Raw genomic sequence first — 20,434 nt, 5'->3', positions numbered from 1 at the left:
TGCATAAAGTGATAACACATCTGCTATGCCTTAAGTTATGAAGAGGTGATTCTAGAAATGAACAATATTAAAATACGCCGGCTAGCTAGTCGCTCCACACCTTTTCTATCCGGGGCGATTGCAATCCTGTTAGCCATTGCAATCATCATCTCACCAGAAAGCTCTTTCGAGGCTTCTCTTCAAGGATTAAAGCTCTGGTGGACACTCGTATTTCCTGCACTTCTACCCTTCCTTATGTTGTCTGAGATGCTGACTGCTTCGGGCTTCGTGCATGGCTTCGGAGTGCTCCTGGAACCATTGATGAAAAAGGTCTTCCGACTTCCCGGCGCGAGCGGCTGGACTTTGGCGCTTGGAATCACAACTGGATTCCCCGGCGGGGCCGGAGGTGTAATGCAGCTTCATAAGCAGGGCAGCATTTCGGACAAGGAAGCCGCTCGTCTTGCTTCCCTTACACATTTCGCCAGTCCAGTAACCCTGCTCATTGTGATTGGTGTAGCTTTCCTACATAGTCCTACCGCAGGCTACTTTCTACTTGCGATCCACTGGATTTCAGGACTTCTAGCCAGTTATACAGATGCACTGTTAAACGGCCGGATAGACAATCCGCAACCTTCTGTAAAAGAAAGTACGAATACTAAACGACCTTCTTTATATAGTCGTATCCAGCTTGCAGCCACTGAAGCCAGATCAAGAGATGGCCGAAGCTTCGGCAAACTTCTTGGGGAGTCGGTAGCTACTGCGGTGCAAAATTTGATGGTTGTGGGCGGTTATATGATTATGTTCGCCGTAGTCATCAATATCATTACTACTGTACTTCCTGCATTACCAGCTGCTCTACCAGCAGGCTTGCTGGAGGTTCATTTAGGAGCCGACGCCATAAGCAAAGGGCTCACGAGCATCGGCGCCGGATCAACAGGAGTATTAGGCTTGGCCTTACTTTCCGCTGCACTTGGCTGGAGCGGACTCTGCGCACAGCTGCAAGTACTGACACTGCTTAAAGAGGCAGGTGTCCGATTTCTCCCCTATGCTGCGGTTCGCTTGATGCATGGAGCTTATGCTTTTTTATTGACACTACTACTATGGAAACCACTATTGACTGTAGGAACTGCTGTTTTGCCTGCTCTTGCAGATTCACAATCCACACCAAACAGAACCATTAATGTAACAGCCATATGGAGCTCTTTTCCACAACTGCTTAGTCTGCAATCACTTTTACTCCTCATCCTGCTAGCATTATCCGCAGCGATATATCTTGTTAGTGCTTTTCGCCATCGACCCGATTAAATTTAAGCTTCATAGCTTGTTCCACTTCAGGGGTCACAAAGTCAGATACATTACCTCCGAAATGGGCAATTTCTTTTACAACACTGGAACTTAAGTAGGAATATTTCGGATTAGTCATCATAAAAATCGTTTCCGCATCCGGATCCAGACTATGGTTGATGGATGCATTTTGCAGTTCATATTCAAAGTCAGTTACGGTACGAATACCACGAACAATGACTTGAGCATCTTTTTGACGAACATAATTAACTAGCAGATCCCTAAAGCTGTCGATTTCCACATTAGGAATGTCAGCTGTCGCCTGTCTTAAAAGCGCTGTTCGCTCTTCTACAGTAAATAACGGGTTCTTACTCAAATTATTAAGCACCGTTACAATTAAACGGTCGAACTGCTTGGATGCGCGCCGGATAATATCCATATGTCCCATAGTCACGGGATCAAAGGTGCCTGGATAGATGGCAACACGCTCTTTTCTAATTTGCAGACTCATTCTCTACCTCCTCACCAGTCTCGCCGTCCACTGAAGGATTAGCTTCATACTGATAAATAGAAATTGTCGTTTCTCCGTATACGGCTTGGCGCAGCCTATAAAATCCTGGGATATCCTCAGGATAGGCATAATTTGATTCATGCTCCAGTACTATGATTGCGTCCTCTTGCAGCATTCCTTTTTCTACCATAGACAGCATCAGCTCATCTCCGTGCTTCAATCGGTAAGGAGGGTCTAAAAAGACTAAATCAAAAACACGTCCCCGCTTCTCCAACGCACTGAGCGCTCTTCCTGCTTCATTTCGGTACACTTGCGCCTTTGCCTCAAGATTAGTCGCTTTCAAATTGGCACGAATGGTGTCAATACTTTTAGGCTCCATATCTACAAATACGGCACTTTCCATTCCTCTGCTTAAAGCTTCGATACCCAGACCACCTGTACCTGCGAATAAATCCAGCACCGCTCCACCTTCGAAATATGGACCGATCATACTGAATACAGCTTCCTTCACCTTGTCGGTTGTAGGTCTTGTTCCACTTCCTGGCACACTTTTTAGTGGTCTTCCTTTTGCACTTCCCGATACCACTCTCACCGTCAATCACCCGTTCTATGTCTCTGTTTGTTATACCCAAAAGGGCATAAGTCCACGCCTATCGTAACACATTTGCGCACTGAAATAAAAAGTTTGTCTAGTTATGAAAAATGGAACAATCAGAGACGATTCCGATAAATAAGTCGTCATTATGTATAAGACTGGTCTTCCAGGGACATCATGTAATTATCGACACCACAAATGTCGTAGACAACCGCGGAGCAGGCTTACGTTTCCCCATAAGCTCTTCGTCCGGTTTCTCCTCTCCCATGAAAGGGGCCCTAGAGATAGGGCCCCGAATTTATGTTTAAATACATTTAAAAGTTATTATTGTATATAATACAATACAAAATCACTAGTTTCGTATAACAAGAAAGAAGTACTCACAGTGGCTCGTTTGGGAAAATTTTGTATCGGATGACATCCCCGCTATTGCAGATGCTTATTGGCACAACGCCTCCTTCGACTAAGTAACAACTCAAAAAAGCCCCGTTGCCATTTAAGGTTACCGAGGCTTTTTCATAATCCCTAACTATGGATATTTCGCTGTACTACCGAGCGATCAATTATATATTTCACTAAATTTCCGATACTCGCGTAACCTTATACCTTGACATATCCTTCTCCAAATCAATTCTAATTATTTTCGTTTGATTATCTTTAATAAGATTCCCCTCAACAGTAAGATTTCTGCCATTTATTTCGCAAACTTTTTTAAGAGAAAAAAACCAATCCGAACCAAAACGCTCTGATATAGAGCCATTGATTTCTTTAAACAGGATGGATAATGTGTAAGTTCGTATGTCTTTTTCTGAATCTTCAACATGATCTCCTGGTACAGCTGAACAAATTTGGCCCGCACTGATAGCGAGTAAAAATGTCGACAGAATCATTATTGATTTTATTTTGAATTTCAATTTGTTCACCTCTTCCTTATCTATAATAGATATTATGAGGTTGAAATCATAAACCATTCCTTATATAGTTACGCTTCCGTTGTGGATAAATCTAAAAAATCTTCTCAGCATTCTATATCTTCATCCGTGCTTAATTCATCATCAATTTGCCTTTGTCTTTTCTTATTTATATTCCGTAACACTAGGTGTACAAGAAAATAAACCATTGTAAAAGTAACAAAGGTTAAAATAATACTCCATACATTTCTTTCTCCCGCCAACACTATAAGCAATGAAACACAAATCCCGCCTGAAATAATGCTGTTTATAAGCAGCTTTTTATTGGTGTGACTTCGGGAATCCCAAATATCAACCCCAACAGATAAGTGCCGTATAGTTATATATATTCCAATACCAATCAAACAGAAAAACTCGACTGCAAATTGCGCAAACGGAGCATTCATTATGAATTGTTGAATCAGAATTGAAATAAGCAAACAATAAATTAGTATTTGATAAGCATCACTTTGAATTTTCCTTCTTTGAGATACAATTCGTTCATCATTAACTTTGCTGGTTTTCATTATTATCCCTCCTTATACTCCGAATTATAATATATTTATTACATAATGCAATTTATATATTGCATTTAAATGTGAATAAAAACCAAACATACACAAATAAGTTTGCTAATGGAGATATAACACAAAAGGACCGCCTTTCGGCAGTCCTTTGACAGACACTTACTCTATAAATTTCCCAACGAACCCTGTAACTACGCTCTCATATTTAACCGGGTCCATACGGAAAGCTTCACCGTGACCCGCTTTAGGAACGATATATAGCTCCTTCTCCACCGGACTATTCTCATACAAAGTATGTACCATCTCCGTAGGAACGAAGGTATCACTATCACCATGAATAAACAGTGTCGGGGTTACGGATTTCTTCACCTGTTCTAATGCTGAGGCTTCATTAAAGGAATAGCCTGCGCGAATTTTTGTCAGCATACTGGTCGTGTCCACAATCGGGAACGCCGGTAAATGGTACATTCTCTTCAGCTGGAACGTAAGCTCGTCCTTCACAGATGTATAACCACAATCCTCTACAATTGCCTTCACATTAGGTGGCAGCTCTTCCCCACTTGTCATCATGACCGTAGCTCCCCCCATGGAAACACCATGAAGCACCACTTGTGTCTTCTCACCATTCGCTTCCAAGACTCGCTGAATCCACTTTAAATAATCCTTGCGCTCAGGCCAGCCGAACCCGATGTAATTACCACCGCTGTCTCCATGTCCTCTAGCATCTGGCAGTAAAATATTATATCCCAGTCTTTCATAGTACATTCTGGCATATCCACTCATCTGAGTCGCATTTCCAGCATAACCATGCGCAATGATTACCGTCTTATCAGATTGCACAGGAGCTGCTAAGTAGTACCCCTTAAGATGAATCCCGTCATCAGAATCCATCTCCCACCTGTCGAAGTGCTGGTTGTTCCACCACTCTTTATCTGCTTGTGAAGTATCTTTAGATTGTTCCACTTCCGGACTTGATTGCAGATCTGGACTCTCATCTAAAAAGTCCTTTGAGGCACGTGCAATGGCGACATGATAGAAATAAAAGCTTCCAACCGTTACGATAATGATTAACACTACAATAATGGAAGAAATCCCGATCAGCATTTTATTCTTCAAAACTCTCTCTCCTAAATAATATTTAACAGTATTCATTTATGTTATCAAACTAAGATAACATGTATATTTGAATCTTCAAAATCCTAGTTTTGTAAACCTATGTACTTCAATCCACTTTTAATTGTTAATTCATCTAGATAAATCGGTATAACACCATTAAAAAGTCTGCTTCCAGCATGAATGCCAGAAGCAGACTTTTTATATCTCTAGAATATGCATGCGCTCGTAATAATTACTAACAAGATAAATAATACTAAGATTGCGCCAGTACTAGTAAAAGCACCACCGACATGACCAAATTCAGCTCCCATGTGAAGACCTCCTCCGTATTGTAGAATACACCACAGGATATGTGTTAACCCCCTTGGAAGATTGGGCGAACGGCAAAAAATATAACCCCGCCAACTGCGCGAGGTTAGTGTAAAAATTTCTAATCAGATACTAAAATGCCGTCAAAGCTTTCTGGACCCACACGGACTGTGCCGAGAAGATTAGAAGAAACAAATGCTGTATAAGTGAGTTGAGGTGTGATTGCTGGTAAGAAGTCCGCTGCCGAGAAGGTTATTACTTGCGGGGCCAGTATACTAAGACCAAAAGTTGAAGTAGCAGAATATACTTTAGGATCCGTTGGTAAAGTTCCTCTTACAATCGTAATTGTGATACCTACCAATGCCAGTGGAAGAGTAACGGAAATTGTCCCTTTAAGCAGCACACGTGGGTTCGTAGTCACTCCTGCGGTTAACAAACCAATTTGTCCAAACAACTGTGGCGTGTTTATTACCGTAATCGGAATAGCTATCGAATTGGCGAGACTGGCATTTTGTGATGTTCTAGCGTCAAGATAAGTTCCCATATTTACACCTCCTTTTTTTTTCATACTATAATATATTAGTCATCTTGATAGAATGCGTAGTCATTTTACCAGTGAGAAAGGATTGATTTTCAAAAAAATGAATACGACTAAATCATTTATCATCTGTTTTCGTACCATCCCTTTTGTTAAAAGCAAGCTCAAATAACCCCGTCGCCGAAAGCCCTGCTAGCCCCCCAGCCCATAGTCGCAGAATAAGGTTCATATCAGTGAACGGATAAGCAACTGCTCCAACCAGCAAGCCAATAGCTAATCCAACAACCGGTACAATATTGCGCGGAAGTTTCACGCTATTCTTCACAAGTTGTACAAGTGCCATTACGAAAACAGCCAGCACGGAAGCAAAGGCAAGCACACTGTTGAGAGCATCATTATACATGGTTTTTAACCCTCCTTATTTCATTTTCCACTACCAGGAACAAGTAAGCCTGCACGGTTCAACACTGTTATTATGCGATAGAAGTCATAACTCCCACCTGACGGTGTATCTAGCAGCTCTGCAGCACTCGCTGCCTTTACTGCCGCTTCAGCCCATGGGGGTACATTCATCACTGCTCGACCTTCAATTAGAGTCACTCGATCCGAAAGCTTAGTAATCGATTGACCTTGCTCCTGCACACCTGTTTTTAGCGTATCCTTGCTATCCGTAAGACTCACTATAAGCGCACGCAATTCTTTTATTTCTGTTTCCAGACTAACCAGCTTTTGTTTATCCTCTGCCGACATTTCGTCATCACCTTCCTTGGCTTCTTCATCATATTTATACAGATTGTAAGTATTCATGATTTGGATTAGCTTTGCTGCATAGTTTGGGTCGGTAGCATAGCCAGCGGCAGCAATCTCTTGTGCGGCAACCTTGCCACTTGCACCAAGCACTTTGCTGTAAAGGTTACGATTCCACGAAACACCATTCACAATCAACGCGGAATGATCCGCGACAGATTCTCCCCAGTTGTTATAGGCCCGAAAAGGAGCTTCTACTTTAACAGCCTTACCATTAACATATTCAGTAGTTTGCACAGTAATACTACCAGCTGGTCCGCTGCCTTTGATTCCAAACAAATTGTTGGCCTTAACAGTCAACCCGCTGCTGCCCCAGCCTGATTCTAGCGCAGCTTGAGCTATCGTTAGCGATGCTGGAACCTTACTAATCTGCATGTCCTTTTCAGCAAAATTTGCGATCTTCGCAATAAACTCTGTCTCCGTCATTTCATCACTTCCTCTCCTTTTATTAAATGCTGAGCATAATGAAATGCTTGTGCATATCCCTACTAATAGAGCGTCATTGCTAGATTCCATTCAAAATAAACGTCAAAACACGCGCTCAAAGAGCGCGTGCGTATTTGATAATTCGAATATGACATAAGTAGCTGAAAAGAAATAAATGAAGCATGCAACTCGCATAGGGCTATTAGTCCTGCTCACAGGAGAAATTTATTTCTCGTAGATTCATAATATGTAATTATAAGTAAAATTATCTTGAAGTTTCATTAAAACTAGCGTAACATATAGTATTAATTGACTATATAGGAGGGTCTAATAGACTATGCCTTCATATTATTTTAGAGAACTATGGACACCCTTGCGCTGGGTGGGCATTAAGTTTTTCCGTGATGACGAAGGTTTTCTTTGGATTAAATGGTGGGCTAAGCCCAGAAAACGACTGCGTTAACTGTTAAGAAAGTAAATATACATAAGAAGTTTCATACAATGTGCATATGTATTTCTTGATAACAAACTAAAGGGGCATCAACCGCTACAACATTAGCAGCTGATGCCCCTATTCCTAGTTACCTACCTTAGCTCCAAAAGAGCGTGCTAACAGTACGGCCTGATCTATATCCATACGAACTCCTTGTAGATCCAAACTTTTTAAATCAATCCCCTCAACAATAGCGTCCCGTAGGTCAGCCCCTTTAAGCTTGCATTGAGATAACTGTACACGGCTCAAATCAGCCCCTCGAAGATCACTTTTTTGCAAATTACAGCCCATTAGATCAGCTTCAGTAAATCGAATTCCGCGCAGATCCTGTCTGCTAAGATTAGTATGTCTAAGGTTCGTGTAAGACCAGTCCCCGCCGATAAGTGTGATCCCGTCCATATAAGCATTTGAGAAATCAGATCCTACCATTTTACAATCTTCAAATTTCGATACGAACAGATTCGCACCAGTGAACTTACAGTTAGTAAAAGCTGAACCTTTATGGTGTGATGCATTGAGCATGGCTCCAGTAAAATCGCAATCTATAAATCGGCAACCGATGGACGTCATTTCTTCCATAGAGCTTCCTTTGAAGGAACACTGTTCAAATGTACAGTTATTTAGTTCCCCGTCCTGCAGACTTCCTTGGTCAAAATTGTGTTTTTGGAACGTTTCATTAAGGTATTGGTACATGTTGAGTCTCATCACCTTCATTAGGATTAAATAAATTTATTCTTATTAAAAATAGCACTTTAGTAGATTGTTCTCAACAATCTCTTTCGATATAATTGCAAATAAACGATATGGAGGGAAATTATGGATGTGTCCAGCAGGAAAGAACCATTCCGCTATGTAATGAACCAGCCGCTTGAATGCTGGATTGAAGTTCCAACAAGTAGTATTGGTCCGGGTGCCGGAAAGTTAACAGAAGCCGTGTTGCTTGATCTTAGCCGATCTGGCTGCAAAGTGCGTACCCCTCTAAATCTTCGATTTACAGCAGGCAATACAAAGCTAGTGATTCATCTTCAATTAAATGAAGAAAAGCTTCAACTCGTGGGCAGCGTCCGTTGGGGCTGGATGTTTGGACTCGGCCAGTACCAATACGGAGTTAAGCTTAGATTGAGAGAAGACGAAGAAGAACGGTTGCTAAAAGAACTTGAAATATGGACAGCCTCTCTAAATGATGTAGAGGGCCTGTAGAATTCTACATAACAGATGCCCTTCTCATGGAAAGGCGTCTTTTTTTTGCATAAAAACGAAGACAAAGCTGAAGCGCTCTGCCTTCGTTCTAAAAATCTATACGAGTTAGACTTCTATAACTCCACTCTTTTCTTAACGAGTTTAACAATAGCAAATACTAGAATCACAATAATCACCGCTTCGAACAGGGTAGGAAGTAAACCAAGAACATACTGAGAGGTCTCAATATTATTTAATTTAGCAGCCTCATCCGTCACTTCAAATCGAAAGGCTCTTTCCAAAGTGATATTTTTATGATCGAACATCGATGTTTCTAATAAAGAAATTATATACTGTACTACAAAAAAAACAGCTATCCCAATCCATACTCTTCCTTTCACTCTCACACTCATTGCAACGGTCATGGAGAACATCACGAGTAACATAGAGTAGGCGGAAGCCCAAAAGACTATCAGCACTGTATAGGCGGAAATCAACCAAAATTTTTCCGGCAAAAACGAAGTTGAAAACATCATAATATCAACTGCTAAATGAATATAAGCAACTAGAAATAAACAGAGTAACGAACCTAAGAACAGCATTATCGGTGAGAGAACGGTGTACAGGACTGGTACTGGCACAAGCCTACGATTGAATAATCTCAGGTTCTGACCGAAGGTGCGCAGACTAAAAAAGAGAAGCACTACACCTGCTACAGCATAGGAAGTGACGTTCATCATGAACATCTCTTGATCTGAACGAACAGTAAATCCTATCACAAGCTGCACAAGAATGGTGATAACAAAAACAGCAAGAAACTTATCCCTATCCCGTCTAAAATCATACTTCACTAGCTTTAGCATTCTGCGTACACCTCTCTGAACATTTCGTCTATGCTTTTGCCATGGCGAAGCCGGATATCCTCTACCGCCGTATGCATCACAATTTCTCCCTCTTTAATAAAAATCACATCATCAAAGATCCGCTCAATATCGGATACTAAATGAGTTGATAAGAGTATGGTGCTGTCCTCCTCATAAAACTCTACTAACGCGTTAAGAATTTTAGTTCTAGCTACTGGATCTACTCCACCGATTGGCTCATCCAGTAAATAAAGGCTAGCTCGGCGTGATAAGGCAAGTGTAAGCTGTAAACGTTCATTCATTCCTTTGGATAGATCCTTTACCTTATCTTTACTTCTTAGCTTCATAAACTCCAACATTCGTGAAGCCTTCGTCTGATCAAAATCCGGATAGAAATCACTTTGGAACTTCAGAGCATCTGTAACACTCATCCAGGATTCTGTTAGCGGCTTATCCGGCATAAATGACACTACTGCTTTACTGTCTACGCCTACAGAACCCCCGATAATGGATACACGACCAGAGGTAGGCTGTGTAAGTCCTGCGATGATTTTCATTAGTGTGCTTTTGCCGCTGCCGTTACTGCCTAGCAGTCCCGTGATCTTACCCGCACTCAGATTAAAGGATACACCACGGAGAGCATGCTTTGATCTATATTTTTTAGTAACGTCATGAACCTCAAGTATATTTTCCAACTTGCTTATCCCCCTATTCTTCATCCCTGTCTCGGATACTCTCCGCTACTGCCGCTAAAATATCTTCACCTTGAAAACCAAGATCCTGCATACCACGAATGAAACGATCCAGCACATCTTTTGCCATTTCTTTTTTGATGGTCAAAATAGTTCCTTCATTACTAGTGACGTATCTTCCCATTCCACGCCGGGTCTCCACGATTTCTTCACGCTCCAGTTCCTGAAAGGTTCTTTGTACCGTATTCGGATTAATTTGTAACTCACTGGCAAGTTCACGGACCGAGAGAATTTTATCTCCTGGCTTCAGCTTGCCTGTGACGATTTCACCTTTGATGTAATTCATGATCTGTATATAAATCGGCAGGTTGTTATCGAATTCGATTGTCATATTTAAGCAACATCCCTTCGTCTAAAGACGGAAAAGCCTATAAGTAGAAAGACAACTGAGTATAAGACTAGCATTACAATGGAAAAGGTCAGCGTCATTCCAGGCATAGGTGCTCCTCCACCTTCATAAGCAGCTAAATTCAGGTTCGGGAATAATACATATTTATAGAACTCACGGAAAATGATCAATTTATCTATCATCAGCATAAACATTGTAACCCCGATGGTTACGCCCGTTGAAGTCGTCAATATTCCAATCATAAAAGCAAGGGTTGAATATACAACTGTACTTACAGAGTTATACATTAAACTGGTTAGCATCTCACGAATACCAGCCTCACCACCACTAAAGCCAAACCATAAAGCACCTGCTGCAAAAACCGCCAGCATACCTATAACTGCCACTGAGAACGCGTAAATCAGCACAACAACATATTTGGATGCAAGTATTGCTGTACGGCTTCTCGCACGAATTAGAAGAAATTTGATAGTGCCCTGACTATATTCTTTTGAGACAACACCCGCTGTTCCGATGATTGCAAGAATGGTTATAACTTGCCCAATCCCTTGAGAAAGCAACATTGCGGATGAGAACTCATACGCTGATCCGAACATGTCGGGTGACACGGAATGTACAATGTAACCTAATAGTAGGGACAAAAAGATTAATATTAAATAGGGTACGAAAAACGTACGTTTCTTCGAGAGCTTGAGCCATTCATTAACCACCAAATGATTAAAACTACGCAATTCGGTTCCCTCCAGTCCATTTCAAGAAATCTTCCTCTAAGCTTTGTTTATTCTCCGTAATTCGGAAAATGCCTACCCCTTTATCACTAAAAGCAGAGACTAGCTCCGGCACTCTACTGTCATGCAGACTTATCGTCACCTCAGAACGAGCATTATCCATAGTTAATAGTTCTGCGTATTCTAACCTACCCAAGAGAATTATTGCTGATTCAACAGAGGCTACGCGAATCGTTAGCTTCACTTCTGCTGTAGCTTCCTGCTCCCCACCAATCGCTGTAACGGTCACCAGCTTGCCGTTCTGAATCACGATGGCTCGGTGACAAATTTGTTCAATTTCAGTCAGTAAGTGGCTGGATATTAGAATTGAAATCCCTTCAACCTCAGCAATCCTACGCATATAATCACGCATTTCTCGTATGCCTGCTGGGTCAAGACCGTTCGTAGGTTCATCTAGAATCAATAACTTTGGTCGGTTCAGTAACGCCTGAGCAATCCCAAGACGTTGACGCATACCCAGCGAATAGGCCTTCACTTTCTTATTCATTGCTTCCTGAAGTCCTACCAATTCCACAACCTCATCAATTCTTCCAGCCTCAATATTATCTGTCATTCTCTGGTATTGCTTTAGATTATCAAGCCCTGTCATATACGGATAGAACTCTGGATTTTCAATAATCGCTCCAATATGTCCAATAGCTTTATTAAAATCATTCTTCACACTGTGTCCTTGAACGATCACATCGCCTTCACTCATCCGTATAAGACCCGTCATCATCCGGATCGTTGTTGTCTTCCCTGCACCATTGGGTCCCAATAGCCCAACAATTTCTCCCTTACGGATATCAAATGTCAGCTTATCCACAATGGATTTCCCTTTAATGATCTTGCTTACCCCATTCATTTGCAGCACGATTGAATCCTGCATGCGTTCGTTACTTCCCTGCTTCATGGTAATCCTCCCTGCCATCTTTTTATTATTGATGAATTCATTTTAATGTGTCGGTGTTATAGTTGAATAGTACACTAATGCAATGTTGATGTAAAGCCCAAAATTATGAATTTTCAAAAAGAAGGGCTTTCTATTAGACTATCTGCCAAACCAAAAATTGAAATGAACATAGATTAGATAGCAAAGGAGGAATGACAAATGAAAAAAGAAGTTCATGTATCTCAGACTTTCCCGCGCTTGACCGTGTACGATGAAGAAAACTTTAGAGGGAGCAGCACTATTTTTACCGGGAACCTTGGCATTCGTAATACGGACAACATTTTAGATGGTATCGAGAGTCTTCGATTCTTCTCTACTAGCAGCAATGCAACGTTGGTATTGTTCACTAGAACTCGGTTTAGAGGAAACTTCCGCGTGCTCCGTGGAAACCGCAGTATTCGTGATTTGGACGACTTCATTTCCGGCAATGATGTGGAATCCATTATTTCAAGCAATCAAAGATTAACACTTGAACAAATCCGCAATATCCGCAGCAGCGGTAACTTGCCTTCGGGATATCGCTTGATCTAACAATTCCATTCAACAAGTAAGGAGCAATCTGGAGCTAGAGCCCAGGTTACTCCTTTTTCCCAAGTTATCTTCTGAGGTCATATAGTTAGTGGATTTACCTGCTAAGTCAATCCAACAAAGAGAGATAAAAAATGGTAACCATAAAAGCAGCGTCTATAGTCTATCCCAGATTAAGAGTATATAGTGAGGAGAACTTTCGTGGGCTCCGCAGAACCTATCGCGGAAACCTGGGCATTGCAGATATTGATGCAGTCCTTACTGGAATAGAAAGCTTACGCTTTTTCTCCACGAATCCGAACGCTACGCTTGTGCTGTTCGATCGTTCTCGCTTCCGTGACAATTTCGTAATTCTGCGTGGTAACCGCAGCATTCGCGAACTGGATGACTTTCTCCGTAGAGGAGATGTCGAATCGCTCATTTCAAGCAATCAGCGGCTGACTCCGGCGCAGGTTCGCGCCATACAACGAACTGGTAGCTTGCCTTCAGGATATCGTTTGATCTAATCACTTGAGGATGCAGTTTAAGCTATAAGCTTAAGATGCGTCCTCAATTATTTTCCGCTATAATGACTCCATACATATTAATAGAAAGAAGGTAACTTTATGGAACCAATTGTTTCTACCCGATGGCTGCTTGCTCGGTTATACGAACCTGAACTGGTTATAGTCGATTGTCGTTTTTTACTTACGGATCCGGAAGCTGGGCGTAAAGCCTATACGGAAGATCATATTCCCGGCGCAATCTATTTGCATCTAGAAGAACAACTCTCCGCTCCAGTAGGCGCACACGGTGGACGCCACCCCCTACCAGAAATCTCGAAGCTAACCACCGTTCTTAGCAAGGTTGGCATTAACAGAGAAAGTATTGTTGTAGCTTATGATGATCAAGGCGGTGCCTACGCTTCCCGTCTGTGGTGGATGCTTAAATATTTGGGGCATGAACGTGTGTTTGTAATGGATGAAGGCTACTCTGCTTGGAAAAAAGCATCCTTCCCCGTCAGTGATCATCAAGCGGTTCGTGTTCCGAGCCAGTATGAAGCAGATGTTCAGAAGGACATGCTTGTTAGTATGGAAGATGTGCTGAATGTGGTTAACAACGGTGACGGTGGTGCAATGTTGATCGACTCCCGTGAAGCTCGTCGTTATCAAGGGCTTGAAGAACCGATTGATCCGAAGGCAGGTCATATTCCTGGGGCGATCAATAGGTTCTGGAAAGATGTTCTTGATGAGCAAGGACGCTGGAAATCAACTGAGGTGCTGAAAAAGCATTATGAGGGTATTGATCCTGAGCAAGAGATTATCGTGTACTGCGGTTCAGGTGTAAGTGCCTGCCCGAATGTGCTCGCGCTCGGAAAAGCTGGGTATAGGAATGTGAAGTTGTATGCAGGAAGTTGGAGCGACTGGATTAGTTATGAGGAGAATCCGGTGGCTACTGGAGAAGAATAGAATAAAGAATCTGCGGCGCAGATTCTTGTGATTCCCTGGAGAGCAGAGGCCTGATTTACCATACTCTAGAAATATATTGTGTTCGGTTTTTCACGAATATTTGGCTCGTTTATGGTACTGGTGGCACATTGTATTCGATTTTTCGCATACATTTGGCTCGTTCAGCTTGCCGGCTGCACATTGTGTTCGGTTTTTCGCACACATTTGGCTCGCCTATGGTACCGGCGGCACATTGTGTTCGGTTTTTCGCATACATTTGGTTCGTTTACCTACTGGCGGCACATTGTGTTCGGTTTTTCGCATATATTTGGTTCGTTTACCTACCGTCGGCACTTTGTGTTCGGTTTTTCGCATACATTTGGCTCGTTTACCTACCATCGGCACATTGTATTCGGTTTTTCGCATACATTTGGCTCGTTTACCTACCATCGGAACATTGTATTCGGTTTTTCGCATACATTTGGCTCGTTTATCTACCGTCGGCACATTGTATTCGGTTTTTCGCATACATGTGGCTCGTTTACCTACCGCCGGCACTTTGTGTTCGGTTCTTCGCATACATTTGGCTCTTTCAGCTTGCCGCTGGCACATTGTATTCGATTTTTCGCATACATTTGGCTCGTTTACCTACCGTCGGCACATTGTATTCGGTTTTTCGCATACATTTGACTCATTTCGTTACCGGTGGCACATTGTATTCGATTTTCCATTCACATTCTCACGACGGCCTTCATCTTCAAACCAAATCTGGACTTTGTAGCGTACCAATATATTCATAGTAAGTGATCCGCTGAGATGAACCTCTTGCCACCGGGCGAAATTTACCTTTATCCACCAGCTGACGGCAGTATTTAATGATCGTCATCGTGTGCAATTCCAGCTCTCTTGCGGCATCAGCCGGGCGAAGGACACGATGGTGCCGAATGGCTGCCCGCATCAGATCGCGCTCGATTCTGGAATAGGCTCTCTCAGCGGTTGTCTTCGCAGACTTGTCTGTTAACAAATAAGAAAAGAGAATGTTCCGCAGCGTGGAGAGAATGAAGGATGGATTTTCTTTTAGCTCATCCAGCGAGATATAGAGCACCGTGCAGTCTTGAGACTGTAGAAAAAGCCCGCGGTTCAAGTCCATCCGGTATTTGCTACGATCCGTTCCATGTGAGCCATAGTCCATGATCTCAAATACAATACGCGAGGCTCCGATCTCCCACATAATATCCACAAAATAGGATCTGCCGCGCCAGTCCTTAACTTCATATTCTGGGTGTAATCCGTGAAAATGTCCGGCTAGAGGCCACCACACCCGCTCGACAAACAAGCGGTTTCCATAACCATGACCGCGTTTAAGTGCATCAAGCCGCTCTCCATTCCTTTGTCTAAGATGATTACATAACCATTCATTATGCTCCCTCTCGAAACCCATTACCTATCCCCTCGCTCTGCAACGAAATATGTTTCAAATCATACAAAACCCCGCCTCTATTCCAAAAGGAAAGGAGACGGGGCATTCTTTGCCTCGTTTGGTTTTATATATACATAGTGTGCCACATTATCCATAGAATGCACAATAAGAATTCGGCAGGATCATTCAAAACAATTAATAATTTCACTATTCATACATTTTCATATCGCATATTTCATCTTATCCACCTTCGGGTTTACTTTTCATTTTCATCAGCTGGCCGCCCGAGGGTATTATCGCTGGAGGAGACTGGAGAAGGCCGGATATACGGATATACAACGGTATGCAGTAAGTTAAGTGATTGGGTTTCGGGTTTCGAATGGGGATTACGGTTGCTCTCGAGGAAGATTAGAGTTAAAAGCACGTGCATGATATCTGATTAAACGATTATAGGTAAGAGAAGCAACTGTCAGCATACTGGAGTATCCGGCCGCACTTCTGCGAAATGGACCGCTGAGGACTCCCGTTCCATTCTGAGTAGTGCTCACCCTATCTGAGGACGGTTGGTCCGCGTTGGGTTCGACCAGGGTTTTCTGTATAATGGTAAACGTTACGTCGGATGTGATGTTAAATGCACGAAATGCCAAGTAAACAAAGTCCATCTGGCGTTTGAAACCATGAATCGGAAAGGATGAAGTAAATTGAGTTATACAGAACTGCTGGAACGGAAGAGCGAAATCTTGAAGAAAACGGTCGAGAACTGGGTTTTGAAAGAAAATCGCGACGGACTGAACCTTCAAGAGGCTCATATTTACCAGAACATACTCAAGGAATTTCATCAGAACGAACATGAATTGAATGGGGTACGAGACGAGGAAGCAGTTAAGCGTCAGAACAACGGATCCACGGAAAAAGAAGACACTGTAACAGCTCGCAAACATGAGGCGCAAACGGCTTGATCTCAGAGGACGTACGCGTAAGAATATGAGAGGCTGCCCGGGAATTTTGGGCAGCTTTTTACGTACAATCCGTTCGCCGCCGGCCTCCGAAGCAAACGCTCTAAAATCCAAATGTTCGTATAATCCAGCAACCTGAGGATATCGCTCTATGACGCTAACATTGTCTGTGCCAAGTAAACCATTGGAGTACAGAGCCAGCTCCTGTGCGTCACGACTGCCCGAATGTGCTGCCGGCACTGGAGTTGGCCCTATACCTTACACTGGAGTTTCTCAGATGGGTTCGAAATCAACAGTAGTTTGTACTGTTAAGGTTACAGTTCAGCACATACTTATCTATTCTAGTAGGTATTATCGCCTGATGAAACTACCAACCTTCTGGACAATCCTTCCTCTAGTTGTATATAGTGTATAACGGAAGTGGCACTTAGTTAGCAAGGTACTAGGAGGAGAAATACGAAATGGCAAATATATTGGTAGTAGAAGATGAACGAGCGATCAATGATTTAATTACAATGAATCTCAAGCTGGTTGGTCATACATATAGCAAGGCTTACCGTGGAGCGGAGGTTTTCGAAATTCTGGAACGTGAAAAGACAGATTTGATTCTGCTGGATGTTATGCTTCCGGAGCTGGATGGTTTTGAGGTGATGCAGCGGATTGCACATATGCAGGTTCCAGTGATTTTGATCACCGCCAAGAATTCTTTGGCTGACCGTATTAAAGGCTTCGAGCTGGGCGCGGATGATTATATCATTAAACCTTTTGAAATCCTTGAATTGCTGGCAAGAATTAATGTAGTCCTGCGCAGGGGTGAAAAAGGCACATCCAGCTTCATTTGCGATAATGTTGAGGTGCGTTACCTGGAACGGCAAGTTTTAGTAGATCAGACACCGGTGGATTTGACCGTTAGGGAATTCGAGCTGCTTGAGGTATTAATTCGTAACCGGAATATTGCATTGTCGAGAGAAAAGCTGTTGGAATTGGCATGGGGCTATGATTTTGAAGGCGACACCCGCACCGTGGATGTCCACATCCGTCAGCTACGTAAAAAGCTGGGTTGGGAAGAACGGATCAAAACCATTTTCAAGCTAGGCTACCGCCTGGAAGTTCAGAGCTGATCATGAGATTCTGGCATAAGATTCTGCTGTCGGTACTCGCTCTCTTTATTGCCGCTCTGGATGTAAGTGTCATTATGGTGATGAAAAAAAGCTGGCAGCTAAACATGGACAGTGAAATGCAGAGAGCATCCAGTGAACAATTGTTAATCGCCAACAATATTTATGAGAACCTTAATTCTATCCAAGCGCGGGGAACAGCATTGACCCCTATTCTACTAGCCAGCGTCTCTGAGTCCTATGGCGATTACTACCGTAAGCAGGGAATCTATTTGCAGCTATGGGAGAATGACCGAATCATTTACCCTCCCCAAAAAGGACAGTTCGGGAAATCTATTTTGGGAAAAGGCGCTCAGCCTGAATCCTCAGACGAACGCTCTATTCAGCTCTCCACTCAGCTTCCTGCTCCTTACCAGCATTTGCTGCTTGTCTATCAGCGTGATATCAGTGAGCTCTTCAACAAGCAACAGGAACTGAACCGCTTTTTTATAATGATTAATTGGATCGCGGGCCCCGTTCTGCTGCTGCTTCTTTATCTTCTAATCCGGCATCTAAGCAAACCGCTAAAGCTCCTGTCAGAGACCAGCAAAACGATCGCCGAAGGCGACTATACGAAACGGGTGCAGCTTCGCAGCAAAGATGAATTTGGTGAGCTGGCCCTGAACTTCAACCGGATGGCGGAGGCCGTGGAGCAGAGGGTTACCGAACTCTCGGACATGGCTGAAGAGAAACAAAGGATGGTGGATAATTTGGCTCACGAGTTGCGTACGCCTCTGACCAGCATGCAGGGGTTCGCCGAGTTTCTGACCACGGCCAATATTGGACAGGAAGAACAGCAAACTGCGGGTGGCTATATTCTTAGTGAAACCCTTCGTCTCAAAAATCTGGCCTTCAAGTTGCTGGATTTATCTGTCCTCCGACATCAACCGTTGGCACTTCAGCAGGTGGATATTTCAGAACTATTTCAAGCTATCCAACAGACGGAGCACCCAAAATTGACGGATGCTGGCATAAGATTTCATATCCAACATACGATTTCAAATGTCTGGGGAGATCCCGATTTACTTGCTTCATTATTGGTAAATCTGGTTGAGAATGCGATTCACGCCTCCAAGCAAGGCAGCGAAATCCACATGCTGGCCTATGAGCTGGATGGAGAAGCTGTGCTAGAAATCCGTGATACGGGAACCGGAATCACAACAGAGATAGCTAAACGTGTGTTTGAACCGTTCTACCGGGGAGATCAGGCTCGTTCACGTGAATATGGCGGCGCAGGCCTAGGATTATCCCTATGTCGGCAAATTGCTGAAGCGCATAATGCTAGACTGTCCTTAAACTCTGTCCTCGGCGAGGGAACTAGCATCAGACTCTTTTTACAACTCTATAACAACTGCCCTCCTACTCCATAACATCCTTGGATTAAGGTTAGGAAGATTCATCATCATCCGATCCCAATGGAGGTTAAGTTAAATGAAGAACAACAAGATTTCCGCTACACTCGCTGTACTCTTGGTCTCAGGAAGCGTGCTGGCGGTAAGCGCAATGATTGTCCCAGGATTTGTGAATACCACAGTCGCCAAGAGCATTTCTGCAGTACAAGCCCCGGGCAATCCAACCTTGACTAGCAGCAAGGCATCCGTACTAAAAGTGGAAGCAGAAAAAGCAAAAACTACGTTATCCGACCTGAACAAAGAGCTGCAGCAGTTGATGACTCAAGAAGAATTGCAGCAAATTTATGATTTTGCGGACAAGACTGATAATGAGATCACCGAGAGCAGGCCGATGACCGAGGATGAAATGAACCGGAGGCTGATATTGCAAGACCAGTATTTGTATGACGGTCTCCGTCCCAAGCAGCCACTTCCGCTAAAGCCGGGACAAGCAGAGCATTATTGGGACTTGGACAAAAACAGGATCGTTTATCCAAATCGAACATTGACTGACGAGGAACTCTTAGAAACTACTGACTGGTACTACCGGATGGACTATGCCATGTCCAAACGGAACATTGTAACTCCGCTGGATTCCAAAGATTTGAGTCAGACCGATGCCGTCGCCCTTGCCACTACAAGTGTAAAGAAGCTATTTGGTGCTGACGTCTCCAAACTGGAAGTATACGCCAATTTAAACGAAATATTATTGTTTAGTAGAAAATCCTGGATGATTACATTCGCTCCTTATAAAGCTGACACCTTAAGAGCACAGGGTAAGGAATTCTGGCAATATACCGTAATCGTTGATTATCCTACCCGGACGGTAGTGGATACGACTGCCGCTAATTTCACTCTGAAAAGAACCCCGATTAGTGATGAAGCTGCCATCGCTGTCCAAAAGGATGCCACCTGGATTAACGAGGCTACAAAAATAATTACAGACAGACAAGGTGAAACCCGAAAAATCGCCATGGCTTCCCTGACAGACACTGACGTAAATAATAAGCGCGGCATGGTAGCGGTCAAAATGTTGCTCGAAGACGGCAGCAGTTATACTGCAGAGTTACGCTACCCAGATCAGACTCTTCGGTGCCTCATCTATGAAGAAGCAGAAGCTGCCAAATAGCATCATTCTGGCGGTTCATCTCGTAAGAG

The 20,434-nt window shown here is 43.1% G+C and carries 25 protein-coding genes; 9 read left to right on the top strand and 16 right to left on the bottom strand.

Translation table 11 applies throughout. The features are described from left to right. The first annotated feature begins 57 nt into the window (after positions 1 to 57). The gene (locus tag R50345_RS13185; RefSeq protein ID WP_042127200.1) at positions 58 to 1,284 is read left to right on the top strand and encodes a nucleoside recognition domain-containing protein; all 1,227 of its coding nucleotides are present in this window, start codon (positions 58 to 60) and stop codon (positions 1,282 to 1,284) included. On the opposite strand, the gene coaD is transcribed toward R50345_RS13185, so the two are convergent. From coaD to R50345_RS13140, 10 genes are all read right to left on the bottom strand, one after another. Next, positions 1,256 to 1,774, bottom strand: a complete 519-nt coding sequence (gene coaD / locus R50345_RS13180) for a pantetheine-phosphate adenylyltransferase (RefSeq protein ID WP_042127198.1) — start codon at positions 1,772 to 1,774, stop codon at positions 1,256 to 1,258. The two genes, R50345_RS13185 and coaD, sit on opposite strands and share 29 nt — an antisense overlap. Then, positions 1,758 to 2,366, bottom strand: coding sequence for a 16S rRNA (guanine(966)-N(2))-methyltransferase RsmD (gene rsmD / locus R50345_RS13175; RefSeq protein WP_042127196.1), 609 nt, complete (start codon positions 2,364 to 2,366; stop codon positions 1,758 to 1,760). The genes coaD and rsmD overlap by 17 nt, the downstream gene beginning before the upstream one ends. A gap of 578 nt (positions 2,367 to 2,944) precedes the next feature. Next, complete coding sequence (locus tag R50345_RS13170) at positions 2,945 to 3,283, bottom strand: hypothetical protein (protein ID WP_042127194.1); 339 nt, start codon at positions 3,281 to 3,283, stop codon at positions 2,945 to 2,947. Between the two features lie 104 nt (positions 3,284 to 3,387). Continuing rightward, positions 3,388 to 3,846 carry a DUF6773 family protein gene (locus R50345_RS13165; RefSeq protein ID WP_042127192.1) on the bottom strand — a complete coding sequence of 153 codons (459 nt, stop codon included), beginning with the start codon at positions 3,844 to 3,846 and terminating at the stop codon, positions 3,388 to 3,390. A 159-nt stretch (positions 3,847 to 4,005) separates the two neighbouring features. Next, complete coding sequence (locus tag R50345_RS13160; protein WP_231574178.1) at positions 4,006 to 4,962, bottom strand: alpha/beta hydrolase; 957 nt, start codon at positions 4,960 to 4,962, stop codon at positions 4,006 to 4,008. Between the two features lie 206 nt (positions 4,963 to 5,168). Next, complete coding sequence (locus R50345_RS31940; protein ID WP_081389784.1) at positions 5,169 to 5,273, bottom strand: sporulation protein YjcZ; 105 nt, start codon at positions 5,271 to 5,273, stop codon at positions 5,169 to 5,171. Between the two features lie 119 nt (positions 5,274 to 5,392). Then, a complete protein-coding gene (locus tag R50345_RS13155; RefSeq protein ID WP_042127190.1) occupies positions 5,393 to 5,815 on the bottom strand; it encodes a hypothetical protein in 423 nt (140 codons plus the stop codon). 112 nt (positions 5,816 to 5,927) lie between these two features. Continuing rightward, a complete protein-coding gene (locus R50345_RS13150; protein WP_042127188.1) occupies positions 5,928 to 6,212 on the bottom strand; it encodes a holin in 285 nt (94 codons plus the stop codon). A gap of 20 nt (positions 6,213 to 6,232) precedes the next feature. Continuing rightward, on the bottom strand, positions 6,233 to 7,042 hold the full coding sequence (locus R50345_RS13145; RefSeq protein WP_042127186.1) for a glycoside hydrolase family 73 protein: 810 nt from the start codon (positions 7,040 to 7,042) through the stop codon (positions 6,233 to 6,235). Positions 7,043 to 7,619: 577 nt separating this feature from the next. Next, entirely contained in the window at positions 7,620 to 8,228 is a 609-nt protein-coding gene (locus tag R50345_RS13140; RefSeq protein ID WP_042127185.1) for a pentapeptide repeat-containing protein, read from the bottom strand. A gap of 123 nt (positions 8,229 to 8,351) precedes the next feature. On the opposite strand from R50345_RS13140, the gene R50345_RS13135 reads away from it, so the two are divergent. Beyond that, on the top strand, positions 8,352 to 8,735 hold the full coding sequence (locus R50345_RS13135) for a PilZ domain-containing protein (protein ID WP_042127183.1): 384 nt from the start codon (positions 8,352 to 8,354) through the stop codon (positions 8,733 to 8,735). A gap of 113 nt (positions 8,736 to 8,848) precedes the next feature. Here the strand turns inward: R50345_RS13135 and R50345_RS13130 are convergent, their stop codons facing one another. Genes R50345_RS13130 through R50345_RS13110 form a run of 5 tightly spaced genes read right to left on the bottom strand, consistent with a single transcriptional unit; the run spans position 8,849 to position 12,358 of the window. Continuing rightward, positions 8,849 to 9,577: a hypothetical protein gene (locus R50345_RS13130; RefSeq protein ID WP_042127181.1), complete on the bottom strand. Its 729-nt coding sequence runs from the start codon at positions 9,575 to 9,577 to the stop codon at positions 8,849 to 8,851. Next, positions 9,571 to 10,272, bottom strand: a complete 702-nt coding sequence (locus tag R50345_RS13125) for an ABC transporter ATP-binding protein (protein WP_170880260.1) — start codon at positions 10,270 to 10,272, stop codon at positions 9,571 to 9,573. Before R50345_RS13125 ends, R50345_RS13130 begins: the two co-directional genes overlap by 7 nt. A 13-nt stretch (positions 10,273 to 10,285) precedes the next feature. Further along, on the bottom strand, positions 10,286 to 10,660 hold the full coding sequence (locus R50345_RS13120) for a GntR family transcriptional regulator (protein WP_042127176.1): 375 nt from the start codon (positions 10,658 to 10,660) through the stop codon (positions 10,286 to 10,288). Between the two features lie 2 nt (positions 10,661 to 10,662). Then, entirely contained in the window at positions 10,663 to 11,409 is a 747-nt protein-coding gene (locus R50345_RS13115; RefSeq protein WP_042127175.1) for an ABC transporter permease, read from the bottom strand. Next, entirely contained in the window at positions 11,402 to 12,358 is a 957-nt protein-coding gene (locus tag R50345_RS13110; RefSeq protein ID WP_042127174.1) for an ABC transporter ATP-binding protein, read from the bottom strand. The genes R50345_RS13115 and R50345_RS13110 overlap by 8 nt, the downstream gene beginning before the upstream one ends. Positions 12,359 to 12,556: 198 nt before the next feature. Between R50345_RS13110 and R50345_RS13105 the strand changes: the two genes are divergently transcribed. The 3 genes from R50345_RS13105 to R50345_RS13095 all read left to right on the top strand — a co-directional run bounded on the left by R50345_RS13105 (position 12,557) and on the right by R50345_RS13095 (position 14,373). Further along, on the top strand, positions 12,557 to 12,928 hold the full coding sequence (locus R50345_RS13105) for a hypothetical protein (protein WP_042127173.1): 372 nt from the start codon (positions 12,557 to 12,559) through the stop codon (positions 12,926 to 12,928). Between the two features lie 131 nt (positions 12,929 to 13,059). Then, a complete protein-coding gene (locus R50345_RS13100) occupies positions 13,060 to 13,431 on the top strand; it encodes a hypothetical protein (RefSeq protein ID WP_042127171.1) in 372 nt (123 codons plus the stop codon). Between the two features lie 99 nt (positions 13,432 to 13,530). Continuing rightward, entirely contained in the window at positions 13,531 to 14,373 is an 843-nt protein-coding gene (locus R50345_RS13095) for a sulfurtransferase (RefSeq protein ID WP_042127169.1), read from the top strand. Positions 14,374 to 15,109: 736 nt separating this feature from the next. Here R50345_RS13095 and R50345_RS13085 read toward each other — a convergent pair. Continuing rightward, positions 15,110 to 15,793: a hypothetical protein gene (locus R50345_RS13085; protein WP_042127165.1), complete on the bottom strand. Its 684-nt coding sequence runs from the start codon at positions 15,791 to 15,793 to the stop codon at positions 15,110 to 15,112. A gap of 680 nt (positions 15,794 to 16,473) precedes the next feature. Between R50345_RS13085 and R50345_RS13080 the strand changes: the two genes are divergently transcribed. The 4 genes from R50345_RS13080 to R50345_RS13065 all read left to right on the top strand — a co-directional run bounded on the left by R50345_RS13080 (position 16,474) and on the right by R50345_RS13065 (position 20,405). Beyond that, positions 16,474 to 16,731, top strand: coding sequence for a hypothetical protein (locus R50345_RS13080; RefSeq protein WP_042127163.1), 258 nt, complete (start codon positions 16,474 to 16,476; stop codon positions 16,729 to 16,731). A gap of 458 nt (positions 16,732 to 17,189) precedes the next feature. Further along, positions 17,190 to 17,849, top strand: a complete 660-nt coding sequence (locus R50345_RS13075; protein WP_042127161.1) for a response regulator transcription factor — start codon at positions 17,190 to 17,192, stop codon at positions 17,847 to 17,849. A gap of 2 nt (positions 17,850 to 17,851) precedes the next feature. Further along, complete coding sequence (locus R50345_RS13070; protein ID WP_042127159.1) at positions 17,852 to 19,255, top strand: sensor histidine kinase; 1,404 nt, start codon at positions 17,852 to 17,854, stop codon at positions 19,253 to 19,255. A 61-nt stretch (positions 19,256 to 19,316) separates the two neighbouring features. Then, positions 19,317 to 20,405, top strand: coding sequence for a hypothetical protein (locus tag R50345_RS13065; RefSeq protein ID WP_042127156.1), 1,089 nt, complete (start codon positions 19,317 to 19,319; stop codon positions 20,403 to 20,405). Positions 20,406 to 20,434: the final 29 nt, after the last annotated feature.

The organism is Paenibacillus sp. FSL R5-0345, assembly GCF_000758585.1.
GTDB lineage: Bacteria > Bacillota > Bacilli > Paenibacillales > Paenibacillaceae > Paenibacillus_AQ.
This window is presented reverse-complemented; position numbering and strand designations above follow the sequence as displayed.